This is a genomic window from Gordonia sp. NPDC003424 (assembly GCF_053588655.1).
Map to the genome: position 1 here is coordinate 389,756 of NZ_JBSFQJ010000001.1, position 23,984 is coordinate 413,739.

At 67.7% G+C, this 23,984-nt stretch carries 17 protein-coding genes and 1 pseudogene; 10 read left to right on the forward strand and 8 right to left on the reverse strand.

From position 1 onward, the window contains the following. Positions 1-56 precede the first annotated feature (56 nt). Both ACWDTI_RS01735 and ACWDTI_RS01740 read left to right on the forward strand, forming a co-directional pair. The gene (locus ACWDTI_RS01735; protein WP_449736302.1) at positions 57-3,176 is read left to right on the forward strand and encodes an MMPL family transporter; all 3,120 of its coding nucleotides are present in this window, start codon (positions 57-59) and stop codon (positions 3,174-3,176) included. A gap of 156 nt (positions 3,177-3,332) precedes the next feature. Next, a complete protein-coding gene (locus ACWDTI_RS01740; protein WP_449736303.1) occupies positions 3,333-4,691 on the forward strand; it encodes an MFS transporter in 1,359 nt (452 codons plus the stop codon). 86 nt (positions 4,692-4,777) lie between these two features. On the opposite strand, the gene ACWDTI_RS01745 is transcribed toward ACWDTI_RS01740, so the two are convergent. The 3 genes and pseudogenes from ACWDTI_RS01745 to ACWDTI_RS01755 form a co-directional block, all read right to left on the reverse strand. Then, on the reverse strand, positions 4,778-5,446 hold the full coding sequence (locus tag ACWDTI_RS01745; protein ID WP_449736500.1) for a response regulator: 669 nt from the start codon (positions 5,444-5,446) through the stop codon (positions 4,778-4,780). Positions 5,447-5,455: 9 nt separating this feature from the next. Then, positions 5,456-6,625 (reverse strand): annotated as a pseudogene (macS, locus tag ACWDTI_RS01750) (MacS family sensor histidine kinase); the annotation flags it as partial. After that, entirely contained in the window at positions 6,622-7,878 is a 1,257-nt protein-coding gene (locus tag ACWDTI_RS01755; protein WP_449736304.1) for an AI-2E family transporter, read from the reverse strand. The gene ACWDTI_RS01755 and the pseudogene macS, both read right to left, overlap by 4 nt. Positions 7,879-7,912: 34 nt before the next feature. On the opposite strand from ACWDTI_RS01755, the gene ACWDTI_RS01760 reads away from it, so the two are divergent. Both ACWDTI_RS01760 and ACWDTI_RS01765 read left to right on the forward strand, forming a co-directional pair. After that, entirely contained in the window at positions 7,913-9,040 is a 1,128-nt protein-coding gene (locus ACWDTI_RS01760; protein WP_449736305.1) for a lysylphosphatidylglycerol synthase transmembrane domain-containing protein, read from the forward strand. A 5-nt stretch (positions 9,041-9,045) separates the two neighbouring features. Then, complete coding sequence (locus ACWDTI_RS01765) at positions 9,046-9,498, forward strand: DUF3054 domain-containing protein (RefSeq protein WP_449736306.1); 453 nt, start codon at positions 9,046-9,048, stop codon at positions 9,496-9,498. Positions 9,499-9,506: 8 nt separating this feature from the next. Here ACWDTI_RS01765 and ACWDTI_RS01770 read toward each other — a convergent pair whose 3' ends face one another. Then, positions 9,507-11,144, reverse strand: a complete 1,638-nt coding sequence (locus ACWDTI_RS01770; RefSeq protein ID WP_449736307.1) for an NTF2-like N-terminal transpeptidase domain-containing protein — start codon at positions 11,142-11,144, stop codon at positions 9,507-9,509. A 191-nt stretch (positions 11,145-11,335) separates the two neighbouring features. Here ACWDTI_RS01770 and ACWDTI_RS01775 point away from each other — a divergent pair, with 191 nt between their 5' ends. Further along, on the forward strand, positions 11,336-12,082 hold the full coding sequence (locus tag ACWDTI_RS01775; protein WP_449736308.1) for a pirin family protein: 747 nt from the start codon (positions 11,336-11,338) through the stop codon (positions 12,080-12,082). A gap of 144 nt (positions 12,083-12,226) precedes the next feature. On the opposite strand, the gene ACWDTI_RS01780 is transcribed toward ACWDTI_RS01775, so the two are convergent. Continuing rightward, positions 12,227-13,681: a dihydrolipoyl dehydrogenase family protein gene (locus ACWDTI_RS01780; RefSeq protein ID WP_449736309.1), complete on the reverse strand. Its 1,455-nt coding sequence runs from the start codon at positions 13,679-13,681 to the stop codon at positions 12,227-12,229. 84 nt (positions 13,682-13,765) lie between these two features. On the opposite strand from ACWDTI_RS01780, the gene ACWDTI_RS01785 reads away from it, so the two are divergent. Together ACWDTI_RS01785 and ACWDTI_RS01790 are read left to right on the forward strand one after the other, a co-directional pair. Next, complete coding sequence (locus ACWDTI_RS01785; protein ID WP_449736310.1) at positions 13,766-15,763, forward strand: M13 family metallopeptidase; 1,998 nt, start codon at positions 13,766-13,768, stop codon at positions 15,761-15,763. 8 nt (positions 15,764-15,771) lie between these two features. Continuing rightward, positions 15,772-16,335, forward strand: a complete 564-nt coding sequence (locus ACWDTI_RS01790) for a potassium channel family protein (protein ID WP_449736311.1) — start codon at positions 15,772-15,774, stop codon at positions 16,333-16,335. A gap of 66 nt (positions 16,336-16,401) precedes the next feature. Here the strand turns inward: ACWDTI_RS01790 and ACWDTI_RS01795 are convergent, their stop codons facing one another. After that, positions 16,402-17,529, reverse strand: coding sequence for an NDMA-dependent alcohol dehydrogenase (locus ACWDTI_RS01795; RefSeq protein WP_449736312.1), 1,128 nt, complete (start codon positions 17,527-17,529; stop codon positions 16,402-16,404). Positions 17,530-17,646: 117 nt separating this feature from the next. Then, entirely contained in the window at positions 17,647-18,384 is a 738-nt protein-coding gene (locus tag ACWDTI_RS01800) for an SAM-dependent methyltransferase (RefSeq protein WP_449736313.1), read from the reverse strand. A gap of 43 nt (positions 18,385-18,427) precedes the next feature. Between ACWDTI_RS01800 and ACWDTI_RS01805 the strand changes: the two genes are divergently transcribed. From ACWDTI_RS01805 to ACWDTI_RS01815, 3 genes are all read left to right on the forward strand, one after another. Next, positions 18,428-20,611: an MMPL family transporter gene (locus ACWDTI_RS01805; protein ID WP_449736314.1), complete on the forward strand. Its 2,184-nt coding sequence runs from the start codon at positions 18,428-18,430 to the stop codon at positions 20,609-20,611. Positions 20,612-20,708: 97 nt separating this feature from the next. Beyond that, entirely contained in the window at positions 20,709-21,662 is a 954-nt protein-coding gene (locus ACWDTI_RS01810; RefSeq protein WP_449736315.1) for a R2-like ligand-binding oxidase, read from the forward strand. Positions 21,663-21,902: 240 nt separating this feature from the next. Continuing rightward, complete coding sequence (locus tag ACWDTI_RS01815; protein ID WP_449736316.1) at positions 21,903-22,760, forward strand: alpha/beta fold hydrolase; 858 nt, start codon at positions 21,903-21,905, stop codon at positions 22,758-22,760. Between the two features lie 137 nt (positions 22,761-22,897). Here the strand turns inward: ACWDTI_RS01815 and ACWDTI_RS01820 are convergent, their stop codons facing one another. Then, positions 22,898-23,836 carry a hypothetical protein gene (locus ACWDTI_RS01820; protein ID WP_449736317.1) on the reverse strand — a complete coding sequence of 313 codons (939 nt, stop codon included), beginning with the start codon at positions 23,834-23,836 and terminating at the stop codon, positions 22,898-22,900. Between the last annotated feature and the right edge of the window lie 148 nt (positions 23,837-23,984).

Below are 23,984 nucleotides of genomic sequence, written 5' to 3' on the forward strand. Positions count from 1 at the left end.
CCTCAGGACGGGCTGTAAGAATCAACCGTCGCCCGCCGACCGAGGAAGGAACAGGCGTGTTCGGAGCAATCGGCACATTCGTCTATCGAATGCGCTTTGCCGTCATCGCAGTGCTCGTGGCACTGATGGCCGGCCTGGGACTGTACGGGCTGGACCTCGGCAAGCACCTGAGTCAGAGCGGTTGGTTCGACCCGACCTCGCAGTCGTCGAAGGGATCGGTGGTCGCCGACACCGCGCTCGGCCGCGATCACAAGTCCGACGTGATCCTGCTCGTCACACCGCCGGCCGGCACCACCGTCGACGACACCGAGTTCGGCGCCAAGGTCGAGAACTTCATGGACGCCCTGCTCTCCGAGCACGGCGATGTCGTGAACCGCGCGGACCCGGGCATCATCGATCCGTTCTACGCGAGCGACACCTCACCGGCCGGGAAGGCCGCCCTGGACACGATCCGCGCGCGCACGTTCAGCCCGGACAAGAAACACGCGTTCATCAGTATCGGCATCAAGGGCGACGACGACACGACCGTCCTCAACAACTACAAGACCATCGAACCGTTCTTCGACGACATACCCGGACGCTTCGACCTGCAGGGCACGACATTCGAGCTGGCCGGACTGCAACCGGTCGCGGGGGCGATGGCCCGCGGCATGGAGGACGACATCCGGCGCGCCGAGGTGATCGCGCTCCCGCTCGTGGCGATCATGCTGTTCTTCATCTTCGGCGGGGTGGTGGCCGCCTGCCTCCCCGTGTTCATCGGCGGTCTGACCATCGCCGGGTCGCTGGGCATCATGAAGATCCTGGCGCAGGTCACCGAACTCAACATCTTCGCCCAGTCGGTGGTCACGCTGATCGGCCTCGGCATCGCGATCGACTACGGCCTGTTCATCGTCAGCCGGTTCCGCGAAGAGCTCGCCGAGGGCTACTCGACGAAGGCCGCGGTCCGAAGATCGGTGATGACGTCGGGACAGACCGTCGTCTTCTCGGCGACCATCATCGTCGCCGCGCTCGCCTGTCTGCTGATCATGCCGCAGGGCTTCCTCAAGTCGGTGGCCTACGGCGCGATCGCGTCGGTGTCGCTGGCCGCGCTGCTGTCGATCACCGTCCTGCCGGCCGTGCTGTCCATCCTCGGTCCCCGCGTGGACGCCCTGGGCTTCAAGTTCCTGCGCCGCACCCGCACGCGCGAGGAGATCGAGAGCGGTTTCTGGGGCCGCCTGTCGGGCTGGGTGATGAAGCACCCGGTGGCCACCGCGGTCCCGACCGTCGGGTTGCTGCTCGTCCTGACCATCCCCTTCGGCGGCATCAAGTTCGGCGGCATCAGCGAGGCATACCTGCCCCCGAACAACGCCAGCCGCATCGCGCAGGAGAACTTCGACACGATCTTCCCGGCCGAGCGCACCGAAGAGGTCAAGCTCGTCATCGCCTACGACCCCAACGACAACAACAGCGGCGACAAACTGCAGGCCATCGCCGACGAGGCGAACAAGATCCCCGGCTTCACCAAGAAGTTCAGCACGTCGTCCGACGACGGGGCGCTGGGCGGCCAGTACGGCGACAACGGCCCGCAGATCATGCAGATGTCGGCCGGCCTGGTCGACCGCGACACCGCCGGTGAGGCGATCAAGGACCTCCGCGCGATCAACACGCAGGGCCTGACCATGTGGGTGGCCGGCACCCCCGCGCTCGTGCAGGACTCCATCGACGGACTGATGTCGCGACTGCCGCTGATGGCGGTGATGCTGGTGCTGATCACCGGATTCCTCATGTTCCTGGCATTCGGCTCGGTGGTGCTGCCGATCAAGGCGGCGTTGATGTCGGCGCTGGGTCTGGGCGCCACCCTGGGCATCCTCACCTGGGTCTTCGTCGACGGCCACGGAGCGGGCATCGCCAACTTCACCCCCGGACCGTTGTTCGCGGCGGTGCTGGTCCTGATCATCGCGATCGTGTTCGGTCTGTCGACCGACTACGAGATATTCCTGCTGTCCCGCATGGTCGAAGCGCGGCAGAAGGGCGCGAGCACCACCGACGCCATCCGGATCGGCACCGCACACACCGGCCGGATCATCACCGCGGCCGCGGCGATCCTGGTGGTGGTGACCGGCGCGTTCGGTCTGTCCGAGATCGTGATGATGAAGTACATCGCGTACGGCATGATCGCCGCCCTCATCCTCGACGCCACCATCATCCGCATGTTGTTGGTGCCGTCGGTGATGAAACTCCTCGGCGACGACTGCTGGTGGGCCCCTCGCTGGGCGCAGCGACTGCAGCGCAAGATCGGCCTGGGCGAGACGGTGCTCGACGACGAACCCGACGAACTCCGCGACGCCTCGCGCGCACACGCCGCCCGATCTGCCGGCAGCCTGGCCGCCGACGCCCCGACATTGGCGATGGCGGCGATGCCGGGTGCGGCACGTCCCGGGCTGCGCCCGGACGCCGATCGCGGCCCGTCCCGCATGGCCCAACGCACCGGACCGATCCCAACCCGAACCTCCGAACCGCCTGCGCCGCAACCGATGTCGCCACAGCCGAGGTCGCCGCAACCGAGGTCGCCACAGCCCCCGGCGCCGCCCCAACCGGCCGCCACGCGCGCCCCGAATCCTCCGGTCACGAACCCCGGACGCCCGCAACAGAATCCGCCTCGGCAGGCGCCGCGTCCGCCCACCGGGCGCCGTAGCCGGTCCGACGGCCCCGACACCGGCGGCTGGAAGCTCGGTGCCAGCGGAATCCGTTTGGGCACAAGCAATTCCGAACGCCAGACGCAGCGACCGGCGCCCGACGCCGCCCCCCTGATGGGGCGTCGCCCGGCACTGGACACCACCGGGAAGCGGCCGCTGGCCGCCTCGCTGGCCCCGGAGGCGCAGCCGACCAGACCGCCGGAAGCGCCCCGCCCGGAGGCATCTCCGAAGGACAACGGGCCTGGCGACGGAGGACCGTCGGGCGCGCCCACTCCCCCGAACTCGGCCGCGCCCGCATCACCGCCCGCGCCCGCGCCCACCGCCCCGAACTCGGACGCACCCGCCGCCCCGAACTCGGACGCACCCGCACCCCCGGCCGACCCCGATCCGGCACCGCGGACCCGGTCGCGCTCGGACCGCCACGCGCGGACGGATGCCGATGGTGAGCGTGCCCAGATCAGCGTGCAGGAGTTGCTGCGCCGCAGCCGCAGCGACCACTGACGGCCTGACCACACGACGGCCGCGATCAATCCGGACATTCCGGATATCAATGGCGGCTTGGTCAACACTGGGCAAAGCCCCGATGTGATCACCCGCACAGTGCCGCAGGATTGTCATCCACACCGCAAATGTCGGAATTGTCGGAAGGCAGCCCCTATGAGCAACCCGTCCACCTGGGCCGGACCCGAGCACCGCGCAAGTGTGCTCTGGATCGTCACCCTCGCCACCATCGCCATCGTCTTCGACGGATACGACCTCGTCGTCTACGGCACGGTCCTGCCGACCTTGCTGGCCGACCCGACCCAGCTGGGCCACCTGACGCCCGGCACGGCCGGGGCGCTGGGATCGTATGCGCTGGTCGGGATGATGATCGGCGCGTTCATCGCCGGATCGTTCGGCGATCGGGTGGGACGTCGACGGATGATGTTGTTCAACATCGTGTGGTTCTCGGTCGGCATGGGTGCCACGGCGCTGGCCCACAACCTGCTCACCTTCGGCATCCTCCGCTGTGTCACCGGGATCGGCATCGGCGGCCTGGTCGCCACCGCCGGCGCGATGGTCGCGGAGTTCGCCCCGTCGGCCAAGCGCAACCTGTTCAACGCCATCGTCTACAGCGGCGTGCCCGCCGGCGGTGTTCTCGCCGCGGTGTTGGCGATGGTGCTGGCCGATCACATCGGCTGGCGCGGCATGTTCTGGATCGGCGCCCTGCCGCTGGTCGTCCTGCTGCCGTTGGCGCTGGCGAAGATGCCCGAGTCGCCGCAGTGGCTGGTCTCGCGCGGCCGGATCGACGAGGCCCGCGCGATCAGCGACCGCACCGGCATCCCGGTCGACCTGCATCCGGTTTACCCGCAGACGGTCCTCGACGCCGACGACGCCGCGGAGAAGGTCGGGTTCGCCGCGCTCGCCTCCAAGCGGTTCCTGGTGCCGACCCTGCTCCTGGGCATGATGAGTTTCGCCGGCCTGCTCCTCACCTACGGCCTGAACACCTGGCTGCCGCAGATCATGAAGTCCGCGGGCTTCAACGCCAAGGGCTCGCTCGCGTTCCTGCTGGTGCTCAACGGCGGCGCGATCGTCGGTGGTCTGATCGCCGCCCGCCTGGCCGACCGCCGCGGACCGCAGCGCATCGTCGCGACCTCGTTCTGCCTGGCCGCGTTCGCGCTGCTGCTGCTGACCTTCGGGTTCCCCCTCCCGGTGCTGCTGGTCGCGGTGGCGGTGGCCGGCACCGGCACCATCGGCACGCAGGTCCTCATCTACGGCTACACCTCGAACTACTACCCCACCACCGCCCGGGCAGCCGGTGTGGCCTGGTGCGCCGGGTTCGGCCGCCTCGGTGGCATCGTCGGACCGATGATCGGTGGACTGCTGATCGGTGCCGGGATCTCCTCGTCGGCGGCGTTCTACATCTTCGCGGCCATCGCAGTGGCCGGCGCGACGGCCACCATGCTGGTCCCGTCGCGACAGGCGACGCCGGTGAGCGGCCCGGTCGCCACCGGAGCGCTGGCCGCCGCGGAGTAAAACCCGGCCGACGGATTCGCCCCCACCGCTTCGCCCCCACCGCTTCGCCGAGGAGCGGTGGGGGCGAATCCGTCATCGCGGGTGGGTCAGTCGTCGAGGCCGTGCTCGATGGCGTACCGGGTCAGTTCCACCCGGTTGCCGAGTTGCAGTTTCCGCAGCGTCGCCTGCACATGGTTCTCGACGGTGCGGTGACTGAGCGACAGCCGCGACGCGATCTGCTTGGCGCTCAATCCTTTTGCCACGTAGCGCAACACCTCGGTCTCGCGTTCGGTGAGTTTGGGCAGATCCGCACCGGAGTCGGGCTCGGCGGACATGCGGCGGTATTCGCCCAGGATCAGTCCGGCCAGACCGGGCGTGAACACCGCCTGACCGTCCGCGGTGGAACGCACCGCGGCCACCAGCTCGGCCTTCGACGAACTCTTCACCAGATACCCGGAGGCGCCGGCCTTCACCGCCTGCAGCACGTCGTCGCGTTCGTCGGAGGCCGACAGCACCAACACCTTTGACGACGGCGACGCCGCGAGGACGGTCGCGGTGGCCTCGGCGCCGGTGCCGTCGGGCAGTTGCATGTCCATCAGCACCACGTCGGGCAACACCGCTGCGGCCCGCCGCCCCGCACTGCCGACGCCGTCGGCGGTGGCGACCACCTCGAACCCCGATTCCTCGAGGTCGCGTGCGACTCCGTCACGCCACATCGGATGGTCGTCGACCACCATCACCCGGAGTCCGCGGGTCGTCGCCTCGTCGCTGGTCATGATCCCTCCCCGTTTCACCGGCACCCTCAGCTCCCATTCTGTCCCCAACCCGGGCCCGGAATCGAGCACCGCGGTCCCGCCGAGGTCCTCGATCCGACCGCGAATCGATTTCGAAATGCCCATCCGCCCCTGCCGTTCCGCCTGCGTGAGCCGGCCGGGCGGGATGCCGACACCGTCGTCGCGGATGCTCACCACCACCGTGTCGTCGAGGTCCTCGAGGAGCACGAATGCCTGCGCCTCGGGACCCGCGTGCTGGGTGACGTTGTCGAGGACGTTGCCGACGGCAGAGCGGATCTCCTGCGCGACAATCGAATCGACGACGACCGGGGTGGCGGGGGCGCTCACCGATACCTGGTCGCCCGCGCAGGCGAGCAGTAATGCGCCGAGGTCCGTGGTCGCTCCCCCGACCTCGATGTCGGTCCCCGAATCGGCGATCAGGCGGCGCAGCGCGCGTTCCTGTTCTCCGGCCAACTCGGCGAGTTCGGTGGTGGGGCCACCGATCTCGCGTCCGCGCTTGGCGATCATCGAAAGCACCTGCAGCACACCGTCGTGCACCTCACGGGAGAGGCGTTCGCGTTCCTCGGTGGCCGCGGCGATCCGGGCCGCCCGGGTCAGTGCGACGTGTGCGCGACGAGCGATGGTGGCGGCCAGGCCCACCGCCATGCCCGTCGCGACGACGACGATGATCGTCGCGTTGCGTCCGAAGTCGAGATTCAGGGCGCCTTTCACGAAGGTGCTTGTGCCACCGATCAACACACCGATGGCGCCGCCCCACACCGGGCCGGCCAGGATCGCCGCCGAGATGACGGCGTTGGTCGCCCACAGGGTGGTGGGCCAGGACTGATTGTTCACCGCCCAGGACGTGCTGGCGACATACGACGTCGACAGCATGAGGGCGCACGCGATCACGATCTCGGCGCCCACCCACCATCGGTTACGACCGAAGCCGACGTAGTAGGCGACACCGCAGGCCAGCGTCCACGCCGAGAGGAATCCGAAGAGCGCCCAGGTGATCTCGGGGTGCACCAGGTCGTTGTTGACCGCGATCTGAAAACCCAAGGCGTACAGGTAAGACAGCAACCGCAGTACCTGGGCGCCGCGCCACAGCGGCCCGACCGGGTCGGTGTCGGCCTCGCGGGCGAGTTCGGTGGCGCCGCTCGGTGCGGTGCGATCGGTCATGGGTTCTCGTGGTCGTCCGGTTCTGTGCGCGCCTCGCCGTCGTGATCGGAATCCGCTTGCGCGGCATCCTCGTCCGTATCGGGTTCACGCTGCGCGTCGTCGACCGCCTCGAGCCGGTCCCAACGCGGCTCGTCGGGATCGGCGGGATACATGCGGGTGTCGGTCCGTGCCGCGTGCCGGCGCGCGCTGCCCGACAGGTGCCGTATCGCGGTGTTGCCGAAGGCGATCAACGGAACAGCGAGCAGGCCGCCGACGATGCCGGCGGTCACGATCCCCGCCGCAATGCCCAAAACCACGGCCACGGGGTGCAGACGCACCGACCGTCCGAGCAGAAATGGCTGCAGCACATGGCTTTCCAGCTGCATGACACCGATGACGATGGCCAGCGCGATGACTGCGGCGAGCCATCCCTGGGTCACCAGCGCCACCAGCACCGCCAGTGTCCCGGTCACCAGCGCTCCGACGATCGGGATGAACGCACCGAGAAACACCAACGACGCCAACGGAAGCGCGAGTGGCACACCGAGGATCGCCAGGCCGATGCCGATGCCGGCGGCGTCGACGAAGGCGACCGCGACGGTGGCCCGCACATAGCCGACGAGCGTGCCGAACCCGGCGGTGCCCGCGGCCCGCACCCGGCCCCGCGTGTGGTGCGGGATCACCTTGGTGACGAACGTCCAGATCTGTCCGCCGCCGTACAGGAAGAAGATCAGCAGGAAGAGGGTCAGCAGTGCGCCGGTGATGATCTCGGTGGCGGTCGTCGCGGTGGCCAGCGCCCCGCTGGTCACCTTGTCCTGGTTGTGTTGCAGGAAGTCGGTGATGTCGTTGCCGAGGTTGCTGACCGAGCCTTTGTCGATGCCGAACGGACCGTTGACGAGCCAGTCGCGCGTGATGTCGACGGTGACCGTGATCTGTCTGGTCAATTCCGGGAATCCGCGGATGAACTCCTGCACGACGAACGTCATGACCAAGGCCAGTAATCCGAGCGCGACGATGATGGTGATCAACACGGCCAACGAGCGGGGAATCCGGTTGCGATCCATGAAGTCGACCACCGGCACCAGCATCGCCGCCGCCAGAATGGCCAGCGCCACGGGCACCAGCACTTCCTCGAAGTGGCGAAACGCCGTCAGCAGGACGTAGGCGCCGGCAGCGATGACCAAGAGACGCCAGGTCCATTCGGCGGCCGCACGAATCAACGGATGGACTTTTTCCCGGTCGAGGGTGGCCAGGTCCGTGTCGGCATCGCTCACGGCAGCCAGAGTAATCGCCGTTAGGGTATGGGCTATGTCGTCGGACGAGCCCAACGTCCAGCGCGCGGCCACCCGGCCCCGCTTCTGGTGGGTTCGCTGGGTGCTGCTCGCCGTCGTGGTGGTCGTCCTGACCGTCGAGGTGATCCTGATCGCGCCGAGCCTGGAGGAGGCGTGGCACCGGATCGGCGATCTCGACTGGGTGTGGGTGGTGGCCAGTATCGTCGCGGCGCTGCTGTCGATGGACAGTTTCGCGCAGGTACAGCGCACCTTGTTGCGGTCGGCCGGTGTCCCGGTCAGCCAATGGCAGTCCCTGTCGGTGGTTCTCGCGTCCAATGCGGTCAGCCAGACCATGCCCGGCGGTCCGGTGCTGTCACCGGCGTTCGTCTACCGGGAGACCCGGCGATGGGGCGCGACCCCCGTGGTGGCCTCCTGGCAGCTGGTGATGTCCGGGCTCCTCGCCGGAATCGGTCTGGCGGTGCTGGGGTTCGGTGGTGCGGTGCTCGCCGGCGCGAAGACCAGCCCGTTCTCGGTGATCTTCTCGGTGGTCGGGTTCATCGCGGTCGTCGTCGTGTTCCAGTACCTGGCCGGTCACCCCGAGGTCCTGCAGCGCAGCCTGCTACGAATGTTGTCCTGGTACAACCAGATTCGCAACAAGGCCGAGGACACCGGCCGCGACCGGGTGCTCTCGACGCTGGAACAGTTGCGAGCGGTGCAGATGCGTCAGCGCGACCTGACCGTGTCGTTTCTGTGGAGCATGTGGAACTGGGTCGCCGACGTCGCATGCCTGGCGTTCGCCTGCTGGGCCGTCGGGGCCCACCCCGGCATCGCCGGACTGATGGTGGCCTACGCCGCCGGCAAGGCGGTCGGCACAGCACTGCCGTTGTTGCCGGGCGGGATCGGTGTCGTCGACGCGGTGCTCGTGCCCGCGCTCACCAGCGCCGGCATGCCGGCCGCGGACGCGATCACCGCCGTGCTGCTCTACCGGTTGATCAGTTACGTGCTGATCTCGACGATCGGTTGGGTGGTGGTCGCCACCAGGTTCCGCCACCGCATCAAGCGCCACGACACCCTCGAGGCCGAACGCGAGGCGGATGCGCGGACCGAAAATACCCCGGACACGGGTGGCGTCGACGGCCGATCTCGCGACGACCCGCTACCGTGAAGGTCATGGCGAGGTCTCAAACGCTTGATGTCACCGGCGTCCCGACGTCGCAGACCCGGATTCCGACAGCTGTCACCGGGCTGATCGATGTGATCGCGGTCACGGTTTTCGTGCTCATCGGTCGGTCGAGTCACGACGAGGGTTTCGCGATCTTCGGCGTCCTGCAGACGCTGTGGCCGTTTCTGGTGGGGACGGCCGCCGGATGGTCGATCGCCTACGTCTTCTCCCACGTCCGGTCCAGCGACTGGCTACGCAACGATTTCGCCCCCGAGGCCATCGTGCCCGCGGGTCTCGCGATCTGGTTCTGCACGGTGGTCGTCGCGATGATCTTGCGCATCCTGCTGCACCAGGGTGTCGCGGTCAGCTTCGTCATCGTCGCGAGCGTGGTCCTGGCGGTGTTCCTGCTGGGCTGGCGCGCGCTGGCCACCACCGTCATCCGGCGTCGCGCCGCACGCTGAACCCGCCGCTACTTGATGGTGAAGTACTTCTGCGCCACCTGTAGCGCCGCGGTGCCGGACTTCTCACCCTCGCAGTAGACGACGAGGACCTTGCCGCCCTGCAGTCCGATGAACCATCCCGGTCCCTTCGGACCGTTCGTGCCGACCAGCGCCTTCAGCCCCGGCGCGCGCGTGAGGTCGCTGGCATCGCCGGTCTTGGCGGTCACGGCCATCGCCTTCAGGATCGGTCCGGTGGTCGCGGCGTCGAGCTCCCCGAGTTTGCCCCCGCTGATGGTGGTGGGCACGCCCTGGATCACGAACGGCGCAACCGACGTCATCTGTCCCGCGGCGGCCCGCGCCATGGCCACGCCGAGCGCGCCCATGTTCATCATCGACGCGGTGGTCTGGTTCGGCTGGAAGTCGACCGTCGCCACACCGGGCTGATCGGCGGTCGGGGCGCTCGCGCCGGGCACGGTGAACTGCACGCCGAGGCCGAGTCGGTCCAGGATGTCGCCGCTGGCCTCCTGGTTGGCGTTGGCGGTCTGCTCCACGGCGGTCAGCACCGGGTTCAGCGCGGCACCCACCGGGTAGACGTCGTCGACGTTGATGCCGCGGTCGAGGGCGGCACTGTTCTGCGCCATGCCGAGCACCGCGCCGGAGACGGCGTCGAGGGCGAGGATGGTCGCCGGCTGAGCCACCTCGACGGCGGCGTCACCCAGAGTGAGCTGTAGGTTCTGGTCGACCGTGGTGTTCACGCTGGGTCCGGGCGGGCCCTGCTCACCGGTCAGCTTCCGCGGTTTGATGCCCGGCCCGACCATCTGCACCTGCCAGCCGGCGGTGGCGTCGCGGATCGCCTGCCAGTAGTTGGTCAGACCGTCCTCCAGCGGCGAGGACAGCCGTCGATCGGCCATCACCAGCATGCCCGCCTTGCGGATGGTGACCCCCGGCACGGCCTTGGGATCGGACTGGAGCACCTGCATGTCCGGGTCCCGGAGGGTCACGGCGGTGATCGGCTTGCCCTGCGCTTCGGCGAGCTTGTCGCCGAGCACCCGGGAGGTGATCAGCGGGGCGATCGGCGCCAGCGTGCGCGCCAGGGCCCGCAGCGACGAGTTGACGTCCTTGGCCTGAGCCGGATCGAAGATGATGTCGTTGACCGGCTGGAGGTACATGAAGGTCTTGCCGCTGCGGCTTCGCACCGTCGGCGTCGGGGTCGCATCGGTCCGGATCTCCCGGAGCGTGCCACCGGCCGGCAGGCCCGGATAGATGATCGACGGGTCCCAGGTGATCTTCCAGCCGGTGGAGAGGTGACGGGCGGTGCCCGACGTCGTCGTGTCGAAGCTGCGGTTCTTGGGCCACTTGTAGGTGGTCTTGAGCGAGAAGGAGGCGGTGCCGTCGCTGTACTCGACCGGCTTCTCCACCGTCATCTGCACGTTCTGCGCGTTCATCGCCTGCAGGGTCTGGGTCAGCGCCTCGCCGGCCCGGCCGGGGGCTGTGGTGAACTTCGCGGCGCCGCCGGCATCCTGTCGGCCCATGGCTTCGGCGAACTGGCGAACCGCCCCGGCAGCCGAGGTGTCGGTGCTGCCGGTGAGACCGCACGCAGCCACCGCGACACTGCATGCAACCGTCGCGCAGGCCAGTACCGGCGCGCGCTTCACCCAGATCCTCATAGTCTCAATTTTCACTCGTGTAACAACGGATATCGAGTTCGACGGCTTCCATTCGGGGATCCGACAGGTCACGATCGGATCTCGGGAGGTGTCCGCGACCACATCTGCATGATGCAACAGGTCGAATCGCGAATTCATTATGGGTCCCCCCTTCCCGTCCCGCTCGCTCAATCGAGGCGATACTGGAGTGCATGACCTTCCGTGTGATCCCCGGCCGAGATCGCGCGGTTTCCGTCACCGATTGGTTGACCTCCCACCACAGTTTCTCCTTCGGCGATCACTACGACCCATCCAACACCCACCACGGCGTCCTGTTGGTGAATAACCATGATGTGGTCACTCCGTTACAGGGCTTTGATACACATCCCCATCGGGAGTCCGAGATCGTCACCTGGGTGACCACCGGATCGCTGGTCCACCAGGACTCCGAAGGCCATTCGGGAATCGTGTATCCCGGTCTGGCGCAACGGATGAGCGCCGGCACCGGAGTACAGCACGCCGAACGCAACGACACCTGGCCCCAGCGCCCTGACGCCGGCTCGACACCCGTCCGCTTCGTCCAGATGTGGATCATGCCCGACGAGCCCGGGCTGGCGCCGTCTTACGCTCAACAGGAGGTGGAGACCGAGCTGATCGACGGTCGGCTGGTCGCGATCGCATCCGGCGATCCCCGGCACGATTCGGCCATCCGGATAGCGAACAGATCGGCCACCCTGCATGCCGCACGTCTCGCACCGGGGTCGGCGGTGACGTTGCCCACCGCCCGGTTCACGCACGTCTACGTGACGCGTGGACGGCTCGGTTTCGCCGACGAGACCGTCGGCGAGGGCGATGCCATCCGAGCCACCGACGTGGGTGGCGAACCGCTGGTCGCGACCACCGACGCCGAGGTGCTCATCTGGTCGATGGACGCCGAACTGCGCGATCTCCTGGGGTGACGTCCCCGTATCCGTGATGCGGGGCGGCCGAGTCGCCGATCCCTCAGGTGCCGGGGCCGGCCCAGCCCGATCCCCGGGGTACGAGGCGCCGGCAACCCGTCGATGCGCTCGCAGGCTCACCTGCTCAGGACCCGCCACCAAGCGTTACCCCCGCAAGCTCTCCAGCAACCGCAACCACACCTCGCTGACCGTCGGATACGACGGCACGGCATGCCACAGCCGCTCCACCGGCACTTCTCCGACCACCGCGACCGTCGCCGAATGCAGGAGTTCGGCGGTCTCGGGTCCGACGAAGGTGGCGCCGAGGACGACGCCCCGATCCCGGTCGATCACGAGCTTCGCGTGGCCGGCGTAATGCGGGTCGACGAGATACGCGCCGGCGACGTTGATGTCGGTCTCCGCGATCAGCACGTCGATCCCGTCGGCCGTCGCCTGCGACTCCGTCCGGCCGACCCACGCCAGCGCAGGCCGCGTGAAGACGACCTGCGGGATGGCTGCGCGGTCCGCGGTCGCGGAGAATCGGGTGCCGTCGAGCGGCCGTCCCTCGGCGCGCGCCGCGATCACGTCCCCGGCCACTCTCGCCTGGTACTTGCCCATGTGGGTCAGCGCGACCCGACCGTTCACATCGCCGACCGCGTAGAGCCATGGATGTCCGGGCACCGTCATCCGGTCGTCGACCCGGATCGGCCCTTTGCCGGAGAGGCCCACGACATCGAGTCCGAGGTCACCGGTGGCCGGCGCCCGTCCGGCGGCGACGAGGATTTCGTCCACCACGATGTCCTGGTCGGCGGAGGCCCCGGCCAGGGTGACCCGCGCGGGGCCGCCGTGCAGGTGGCCGTAGCCGCTGTCGCGGACATCGGGTCGGTCGACGGCGCTGATCTGCGTACCGAACCGGATGTCCACCCCACGCGCGGTCAGTGCGTCGGCGACCGCCGCGGCGGCGAAGGGCTCCGCCTTCGGCAGCAGGGTGGCGCCGCGCACCGCCATGGTGACCTCGCCGACGCCGAGATCGGTCAACCAGGTGGCCGCCTCGCACGCGACCACACCGCCGCCCAGGATGATCATCCGGTCCGGGATGTCGACGATGCCGGTGGCGTCGCGAGAGGTCCACGGCCGGGATTCCCGCAGCCCACCGATCGGCGGCACCGACGCCTCGCTGCCGGTGGCGAGCACCACCGCGTGCCGCGCCCGGATCACCCGGTCACCGACCGCGATCGCCCGCTCTCCGACGAGCCGAGCGTGCCCCCGGACGACGTCGATGCCGGCGCCCCGCGCCCAGTCGACCTGTGACCTGTCGTCGCGGCGGTGGGTGATCCGGTCCCGCCAGGCGCGCGCGGCGGCCGGGTCGGGGGTCGGCGACGTCAGTCGTTCGGCCGCGCCGGGCAGCACCCGCGCCGCGGCCAGCGCGGCACCCGGACCGAGCAGGGCCTTGCTCGGCATACACGCCCAGTAGGAGCATTCACCGCCGAGCAGCTCGTGCTCGACGATCGCCGCGGTGCGGGTGCTGTTGCGGATCGCGTAGTCGGCGGCATTCTCCCCCACCGGCCCACCGCCGATGACAACGACGTCGTATATGTCGGAATCGGTCGCACCGGTCATGTGACCACGGTAGGCCGCGTATCGATCGGGTTCAGCCGAGAGCGGACACCACGCGGCTGACGGATCCCCCGATGCAATGCCAGGATGGATCGCGTGACCGCTTCACAGACCGACACCACTCCCGAGTCCGGCATCGACCTCAGCTGGGTCGACGACGACGTCCGCGTCCAGGACGACCTCTTCACGCACGTGAACGGCAAGTGGCTGGCAACGCATGTGATCCCCGACGATCGGTCGGTGGACGGCTCCTTCCACGTTCTGCGCGATCGCGCCGAGGAGAACGTCCGCGACATCATCACCGACTGCGCGGCATCGGATCCCGAGAGTGGCACCGACGCCCAGAAGATCGGTGACCTGTACGCCTCGTTCATGGACACCGACCACGTCGATGCGCTCGGCATCGGCCCCATCCGCGGCGACCTCGATGCGATCGCCGCGATCAGCTCCACCGACGACCTGGCCGCCCGCATCGGCCGTTTGCAGCGGCGCGGCATCGGCGGGCTCTTCGGGTTCTATGTCGACACCGACGCCAAGCAGTCCGACCGTTGCCTGGTGCACGTCATGCAGTCGGGTCTCGGGCTGCCGGACGAGTCGTACTACCGCGAGGACAAGCACGGACAGACCCGAGAGGCCTACGTCGCGCACGTCGGGCGCATGTTCGCCCTCGCCGGGTTCGACGATGCCACCGCGCGCGCCCAGGTCATCCTCGACCTGGAGACCGCACTCGCCGCCCACCACTGGGATGTGGTCCGCCGACGCGACGCCGACCTCACCTACAACCTGATGACGCTTGCCGAGCTTGCCGACACGGCAAACGGTTTCGACCTGTACGGCTGGCTGGGTGGCCTGGGCACCACGGGCGAGGCGACCTTCTCGGAGGTCGTCGTGGGTCAGCCGTCGTTCGTGTCGGGTGCGGCGGAGCTCATCACCGCCCGGCCACTCGACGAGTGGAAGACCTGGCTGACCTGGCGTCTGTTGCGTTCGGCGGCACCGTATCTCTCGGCCGACTTCGTCGACGAGAACTTCGACTTCTACGGCCGCACCCTCACCGGCGCCGAGGCGAACCGCGACCGATGGAAGCGCGGCGTGGCCTTCGTCGAGGACGCCATGGGATTCGCCGTCGGAAAGTTGTACGTGGACAAGCATTTTCCACCCGAGGCCAAGGCCCGGATGGACGAGCTCATCGAGAATCTGGTGGCCGCCTACCGCCGGAACATCTCCGACCTGGAATGGATGACCCCGGCGACCCGCGAGAAGGCACTGGCCAAGCTGGAGAAGTTCACCCCGAAGATCGGGTACCCCGCAGCCTGGCGGGATTACGGCACCCTGGTCGTCGACCGCAATGACCTGATCGGAAACGTCGCCCGCGCATCGGCTTTCGAACAGGATCGGGAGTTCGCGAAGATCGGCAAACCGGTCGATCACGACGAATGGTTCATGACCCCGCAGACGGTCAACGCCTACTACAACCCCGGCATGAACGAGATCGTCTTCCCCGCCGCGATCCTGCAGCCACCGTTCTTCGATCCGGACGCCGACGACGCCGCCAACTACGGGGGGATCGGCGCGGTCATCGGCCACGAGATCGGTCACGGCTTCGACGATCAGGGCGCGAAGTACGACGGGGACGGCAATCTCGTCGACTGGTGGACCGACGACGACCGCACCGAGTTTGCCACCCGCACACGCAAACTCATCGATCAATACAGCGAGTTCACCCCCGGGGGGCTCGACGAGGAGTACAAGGTCAACGGCGAGTTCACCATCGGCGAGAACATCGGCGACCTGGGTGGCCTGTCGATCGCTCTGGTCGCCTATCAACTGGCGACCGACGGGGCCGAGCCCCCGTCGATCGACGGACTCTCCGGCGTGCAGCGGGTGTTCTACAGCTGGGCGCAGATCTGGCGCACCAAAACCCGTGATGCCGAAGCCATCCGACGCCTGTCGATCGATCCGCACTCGCCGCCGGAGTTCCGCTGCAACGGTGTCGTGCGCAACATCGATGCGTTCTACAAAGCCTTCGATGTGACCACCGGCGACGAGTTGTTCCTCGACGCCGCCGAACGCGTGCGGATCTGGTAGCACCGACGATGACAGAGGGCGCGGATTCGCCCAGCGACCGGCTCAAGAGTCCGGGGCGAAAGCAGGTCGCGACGGCCATCATCCGGCCGATCGCTGTGGCGGCAATCCTGCTGGCCGGCTACTTCTTGTTGCCGATCAACAAGGATTCCAATGCGAATGTCGGCGGCCTCATCGTCGGCGGGGTGCTGTTCGCCGCGTTTTGCCTCTGGGAGGTCAGGCATTTCGTCCGCTCACAGTATCCGGTGGCGACGGCCATCGAGATGCTGGTGGCGATCGCCGCGTTCTACATCGTCGTGTTCGCGACCACCTATTACCTGTTCTCGGAGTACGCCACCGGTAGTTTCAACACGGGCCTGACCCGGGTGGACTCCTTGTACTTCTGCCTGACCGTATTCACCACAACGGGTTTCGGCGACATCGTCGCCACGTCCCAGGGCGCTCGGGTGGCCGTGTCGATCCAGATGGTCAGCACACTGGCGTTGTTGGGCTTGGGGATTCGCTTCCTCAACCTCATGGTCAACTCGCGGATGACGCAGATGGGTACCGCCGGCGACCGCGCACCCGAACCGTAGGATCCCCGACACGGCTGCGGCGGGCTCCCACCGGAACCCGCCGCAGCCGCGATGCCCGCCGACCGATCAGTAGTCGTCGTCGGTGTAGACGACCATGCCGCGAATGTTGTTGCCCTCCAACATGTCGTCGTAGGCCTCGTTGATCTGGTCCAGGCGGTAGGTCTGGGTGACGAGATCATCGAGGTTGAGGTTCCCGGCGCGGTACTCGTTGAGCAACGTGGGCACCTGGGTCCGCGGGCTGGCACCACCGAAGATGGCTCCCTGCACGCGTTTCTGCAGCAGCGTGAGCTCGAACAGGTTCATCTGCGCGTCGGACTCGGCGAAATTGCCCATTCCGGTCACGATGACCTGCCCGCCCTTGCCCGTCAGGCTCAACGCCGGCTGGATCATCGACCCGTCGATCCGGCCGACGGTCAGGATGGTGGTGTTGGCCATCCGGCCCCAGCTGATCTCCCCGAGGACGGGTAGCGCCTGCTCCATCGACTCGAAAGTGTGGGTGGCGCCGAGCTTTTCGGCCATCTGCCGTTTGAAGGGCACCGGATCGACGGCCGCGACGATCCGCGCGCCGGCCGCCTTGGCGCCCTGCACCGCGTTGATGCCGACACCGCCGACACCGACCACCACGACGACGTCACCCGCATGGGTGCCACCGATCTCGACGGCCGAGCCCCAACCCGTGGCCACACCACAGCCGAGCAGCGCCGCCTGCTGCAGTGGGATGTCGTCCTCGATCTTGACCAGCGACGCCTGGTTGACCGTGATGTACGGCGCGAAGGTGCCGAGCAGACACATCTGGACGATGCCCTGCCCGTCGAGGGTGTGCGCGCGGTGGGTGTCGTCGGCGATCGCCTGGCCGGTGAGCAGTCGAGCACCCTCGTCGCAGTAGTTCTGATCGCCGCGCGAACACGGCTCGCACACGCCGCACGCGGGGATGAACGCCGTGACGACGTGGTCACCCTCCTTGAGCCGCGTGACACCCGGCCCCACCTTGTGCACCACCCCGGCACCCTCATGCCCGCCGAGCACCGGGAACGGTGCCGGACTCTCGCCGGTGCGCAGGTGATGGTCGGAGTGGCACAGGCCGGAACTGGTCAGCTTGACCTGGACCTCACCGGCGACCGGGTCGCCGAGTTCGAACTCCTCGATCTGCCATTTCTCGCCCGGCGCATGGAGAATTGCCCCCTTGGTCTTCATATGGCTCGATACCCTTTCGTGTCGACTGAGACTGACTTCGGATTCATCTTTATCGCTTATGCACACATGTGCATATGGAATCGCCAGTCACGTTGCGGTGCTTCGCGTTTGGTCGGGTTACCGGTGGGGCCGGAGGACATAGCCGGTGTAGCCGTACTCGTCGCCATGCGTCGCCCGCAGGTCGATCTCGGCCACGGCCTCCGCCAACAGATCGACGGGGATGCCGTCGCCGCGGAGTTCGTCGACGCGTTCGGCCAATGGACCGTAGTAGGCGTCCCAGTCCGAATCCGGCAGCACGTACACCGCCCGCACGTCCCAGCCGGCCCGCTGTGCGGCCGCAACGTTGTCGGCAGTCGTCCGCATCGCCGGATACCCGGCCGCCCAGAATTCCCGCGCCGCCGGCGACGGTGTGGATGTCAGCCACTCGACCTCGGTGACCACCAGCGCGCCACCCGGCGAGAGCAACGGGCGCCACGCGGCCAGGGCCGCATCGAATCCCATGATGTACGCCGAGCCCTCGGACCACAGGAGGTCCACCGACCCGGCGGCAAACGGCAGCGCGGTCATCGACACCGCGGACACGTCGACCCGGTCGGCGACGCCCGCGTCCCCCGCCTTCCGGAGCACCTCGGCCAGGAACGGCTCGTGCAGGTCGACGCCCGTCACGTGCCCACCGGTGAGCTGCGCGAGCAGAATCGTCGCGGGACCCGGCCCGCAGCCGACGTCGATCACTCGTGGCCTCTCCGGCAGTTCGCCCACCAGGCGCAGCAACAGCTCGGTGGTCGCCGCAGATCCCGGCGCCTCGCGCGGCAATCCGTCGTGGGTTCGCCAGAACACCTCGGTCGCATCGGTCATGAGCCGATCCTGACATGTCGGTGCGCCATGTAAGGATGGCTTCATGGCGACGCCCGAAGCATCCGATTCGAGCACCACCTCCCCCCGCTCCCGCGCTCGCTGGCTCATCCCCGCGCTGCTGCTCCTCACATGGATCGTGATCGGTGGGCTCACCGGCCCGTTCGCCGGGAAGCTCGCGAGTGTCTCGACGAACGATGCCAGTGCCTTCCTGCCGGCATCCGCCGAGTCCACGCAGGTCAACGACATACTCGGCGACTTCTCCGACACCTCGACGGTCCCGGCCATCGTGATCGCCGAGCGACCGTCGGGAATCACCCCGGCCGACCTCGACTACCTGTCGACCGCCACCCGGCCGCTGGCGGGGACCGAGGGATTCGGCCCGGCGTTCTCTCCACCCATTCCGTCGAAGGACGGGAAGGCCGCGGAGATGTTCATCCCCATCTCGACGTCGGGCGAACCCGCCGACACCGTGGAGAAACTCAAGGACGCCCTCGCGTCACCGCCCGATGGCCTGACGGTCAAGGTCACCGGACCGGCCGGGCAGATCGCCGACCTCAGTGAGGCCTTCGCCGGCATCGACGGCCTGCTCCTGCTGGTCGCGGGCGCCGTGGTGATCCTGATCCTCATCGTCGTCTACCGCAGCCCGATCCTCCCCTTCGTGGTGCTGATCTCGGCGATCTTCGCTCTGGGGCTCGCGTCGGGCATCGTCTATCTGCTGGCCAAGACCGACGTCCTCGAACTCAACGGGCAGAGCCAGGGCATTCTGTTCATCCTGGTGTTCGGCGCGGCCACCGACTACGCCCTGCTGCTGGTGTCCCGGTTCCGCGAAGAGCTGACCCGGACCTCGGACAAGTACACGGCCATCCGCACCGCGTGGCGCGCGACCATCGAGCCGGTCGCGGCGTCGGCGGGCACCGTGATCCTCGGTGTGTTGTGTCTGCTGCTGTCGGATCTGAACTCCAATCGCAGCCTCGGGCCGGTCGCCGCGATCGGCATCGCGGCATCCTTCCTCGCGTCGATGACCTTCCTGCCGGCCGCCCTCGCGCTGTTGGGGAGCACCGCATTCTGGCCTTTGCGGCCCAAACGTGCCGCGCCGGCAGGTGAGCGAGCGGGCGGTGCGAGTTCCGACGACGAGAGCCCCGGCACCACCCACCGGTTCTGGAGCGCGATCGCCGAGCGGGTGGCGGCGCGCCCACGCCTGATCTGGATCGTCACCCTGGTGGTGCTGCTCATCGGCGCGGCCTTCGCCCCCATGTTCAAGTCGGACGGCATCGCCCAGACCGATTACTTCGTGAACACCGTGGATTCCGTCGAGGGCGCACAGATCCAGGCGGCGCATTTCGACGCCGGCAGCGGATCGCCGACCTGGGTGATCGCCGATCAGTCGCAGGCCACGCAGGTGCTCGAGGCGGTCCGGGCCGTCGACGGGGTCGCGTCGGCCGACATCGTCGAGAAGTCGGGGACGCCGGTGGTGTCCGACGGCCACGTCGCCGTGCAGGCGACGCTGACCGACAACGCCGATTCGCTCGCCGCACAGGACACCGTGGAGCGAATCCGGGAGAGCGTGCACGCCATCGAGGGCGCGGACGCCAAGGTCGGTGGCACGACCGCCATCGCCCTGGACACCCGCACGACGGCCATCCACGACCGCAATCTGATCATCCCGGTCGTGCTGCTCGTGGTGCTGATCGTCCTGATGCTGCTGCTGCGGGCCGTCGTCGCGCCGCTCATCCTGTTGTCGACCACGGTGCTGTCCTTCGCGACGACCCTCGGCGTGGCGGCCCTGCTGTTCAACGGCCCGTTCGGCTTCCCCGGCGCCGACCCGGTGGTGCCGCTGTTCGCATTCGTCTTCCTCGTGGCCCTGGGTATCGACTACAACATCTTCCTGATGACCCGCGTCCGGGAGGAGACCAAGACCTGCGGCACGCGCGACGGCATGATCCGCGGACTCACCGCAACGGGCGGTGTCATCACGTCCGCGGGTGTCGTCCTTGCCGCGACCTTCGCCGCGCTCGCCGTCATCCCGCTGCTGTTCCTGGTGCAGGTGGCGTTCCTCGTCGCGTTCGGCGTGCTCGTGGACACCCTTGTCGTCCGCACGCTGCTCGTTCCGGCGCTCACGATCGACATCGGCAAACGCGTGTGGTGGCCGAGTTCGCTGTCCCGATCGGACGCCGATCCCGGCGAAGACGGTGTTCACAGCCCCGCGGCATCATCTGGCAAATCGTGATCTTGAGAGATGCGAAAACTCGGTACGACCGGTTGATACGCGAGATAGCGTTCGAGAGGTCGCACCCCCTCTGAAGATCGTTAGCTGGTGATCGAAGATGACCCTTGCCGAACACAAGGCACCCGGCCGCGAGGATTTCGCGTCGCTCCGGTCCGGGGGGCTGCATTGGGATTCGTTTCCGCTCCGCCTGTTCGTCAAGGGCAACGGGAGGTTCTGGGATCCCACCGCGATCGACTTCAGCCGCGACGGCCAGGACTGGCTCGACCTCACCGACGAACAACGCCGCAGCACCACGTACCTCGTGAGCCAATTCGTCGCAGGCGAGGAAGCGGTCACCCACGACATCCAGCCGTTCATCAAGGCGATGGCGGCCGAGGGCCGATTCGGTGACGAGATGTATCTGACGCAGTTCTGCTTCGAGGAGGCCAAGCACACGCAGGTGTTCCGGATGTGGATGGACGCCGTCGGTCTCACCGGCGATCTACAGGCATTCGTCGCCGAGAATCCCTTCTATCGGCAGCTGTTCTACGAGGAGTTGCCCGCCTCCCTGCAGCAACTCGACACCGACCCGTCGCCGCTGAACCAGATCCGCGCCAGCGTCACCTACAACCACGTCGTCGAGGGCAGCCTCGCCCTCACCGGATATCACGCCTGGCAGACGGTGTGCTCCCGGCACGGGATCTTCCCCGGCATGCAGACCCTCATCCGGTTCATCGCCACCGACGAACGCCGGCACATGGCGTGGGGCACCTTCACCTGCCGTCGTCACGTCGCCGCCGACGACTCCCTCTGGGATGCCGTCACCGAGCGGATGAACGAACTCATGCCACTCGCGCTGGGCATGATCAATTGGGTCAACGAACAATTCGAGGAGCAGCCCTTCGGCCTCGACAACAACGAGTTCATCGCCTACGCCGCCGACCGCGCACAGCGTCGACTGTCCGCGATCGAATCCGCCCGCGGCCGCTCCGTCGCCGACATCGACCTCGACTACTCCCCCGAAACCCTCGAGGAGCAATTCGGCGAAGAGGATGCCGCCGGCGGAACCTGAGCAAGGCGACCACCGCCCCGCCGACGCACGCGCCACCGCCGCCCCCGCCGACACCCGCACCACACCGCCCCCGCCGACGCACGCGCCACACCACCCCCGCCGACACACGCGCCACACCACCGCTCCCGCCGGTCGAGTAAGCGACCGAGCGCAAGCGAGGGAGCGCATCGAGACCCGCATCGACACACGCGCCACACCACCCCCGTGACACCGAACTAGAACACGTTCTACCCTTGACCCGTGGATGTCACCTACGACGCAACCAAGCGCGAACTGACCACCGACCAGGGCACCCTGCGATACCACGAGGCCGGCGATCCGGACGCTCCACCGCTCGTCCTGCTCCATGGCTCGGGCCCGGGCGTGACCGGCTGGCGCAACTACCGCGGCAACCTGGACTTCTTCGCCCTGACCCACCACTGCTACGTGCTGGAGTTCCCCGGTTTCGGTGTGAGCGATCCCGTCGAAGGCCATCCGGTGCTGACCGCCGGGTCGTCGGTGATCCGATTCATGGACGCCCTCGGGATCGAGAAGTCCCCGATGATCGGCAATTCGATGGGCGGGGTCGTCGGCATCAACCTCGCCATCAAGAAGCCGGACCGCGTCGAAAAGCTGGTCACCATCGGCGGAGTCGGCCCGAACGTCTTCAGCCCCAGCCCGAGCGAGGGACTTCGTCTGCTGCAGGAGTTCACCGACGCCCCGGACAGGGACAAACTCGTCCGGTGGCTGAACTCGATGGTCTACGACAAGAGCCTCGTCACCGACGAGCTCATCACCGAACGCTGGGAAGCCGCGATCAATCCCGACGCCCAGAAGACCGCCGCGATGATGTACGGGTCGGCCGCCTTCGAGATGCAGCAGCAGTTCATGGCCGCATCCGACAACCCGCCGTATTGGGCGATGATGCACAAGGTCTCCTGCCCCACCCTGCTGACCTGGGGGCGCGACGACCGGGTGAGCCCGCCCGATATGGCGATGGTGCCGATGCGACTGATCCCCGACGCCGAGCTGCACATCTTCCCCAAGTGCGGACACTGGGTGATGATCGAGGCCAAGGAGGCATTCGAGTCGACGGTCGCGGCGTTCCTCGCGCGCTGACCCCGTCGGCCGATCCCGGTCAGCGCCGATCCCGGTCAGCCGACCCCGGTCAGCGCTGATCTCGCTCATCCGCTCCCGCATTCCGAGTCCGCTCCTTCGATCGAGGGAGCGGATTCGGAACCGAGGAGCGAATAGCGTTACGCGGCAATGAGTCCGAATCGAAGGAGCCACGGACGCAGAAGATCTGCCAGCCCGTGTCGTTCGAGAACCGCCCACGTCCAGCGAATCACCATGAGTCCCATGGCGCGGAGCGCGTCCTCCCGGATCTTCTCGCGGATCACGGCATCCTCCACGCTCTCGCCGGGTCTGCGCAGTCGGCCGTATTTCTTCCGGCCGTCGAACTCTCCGACCAGCAAATCGAGCCAACCGAAGTCCGCCCTGTACGTCTTTGCCTCACAACGATACTCACACTGCAACTGCGGGAACGGCAGGCCGGCCTCGATGATCTGTGCGCGACTCCACGATTCGCCAACACTCTCCGCGAGCGGATCGGCAAGGTCGAGCGCCCGCCGCGCGGAACCGACGCCGCGCCGTCCCGCCTGAAGCATGTCCGCCATCACGGTGCGCGACACGCCCATGCGCAGTGCACCGTCGAACGCTGTCAGACCTTGGGCGAAGTCTCCGTCGAGGGCGTTGTCGACGGCGGTTCGTTCCAGGCTGGTGACGGCGATCCCGTCGATCTCGACCCGCTCGTGAGGTTCGAGAACTCCGGCATGGATGTGGCGGTACGTCCGGATCGATCCCCCGGAGTTCCGTCCATTGGTCACATGGACGCGCGCACGGTTGGGTTTGAGCAGTGGGAGGCCGTGCAGTGCGGCGGCCGAGGCGTGGCTCAGCGGCGGTGGGCGCTCACCCGTGAGTTCGGAAGTGGCAATGGCGATGCACCGCAGTCGGTAGAGCGCGTCGGCGCCGTCGGATCCCGCGAAGTCATCGTCGTTCTCGACGAAGACGCCGGGGATCAGACGACGAAGGTCGGCGGCGCGGACCGCGGCGCGCCTGTGATCGTCGGTGATGCCTCGGGCCAGGGCGGTCTCTCGCCGGATGAGGCCATACCGGTCTTTGGGATATCCCGTCATGGCAATTGGACGCGATGGGCCGGCTTCCGGTTCCACGCGGATCATCCGCTCCCTCGATCCCAATCCGCTCCCTCGATCGAAGGAGCGGACACACAATCGAGGAGCGAATCGAGGTGGACGATAAATTGCTTGCGGCCGACGCTCGTCG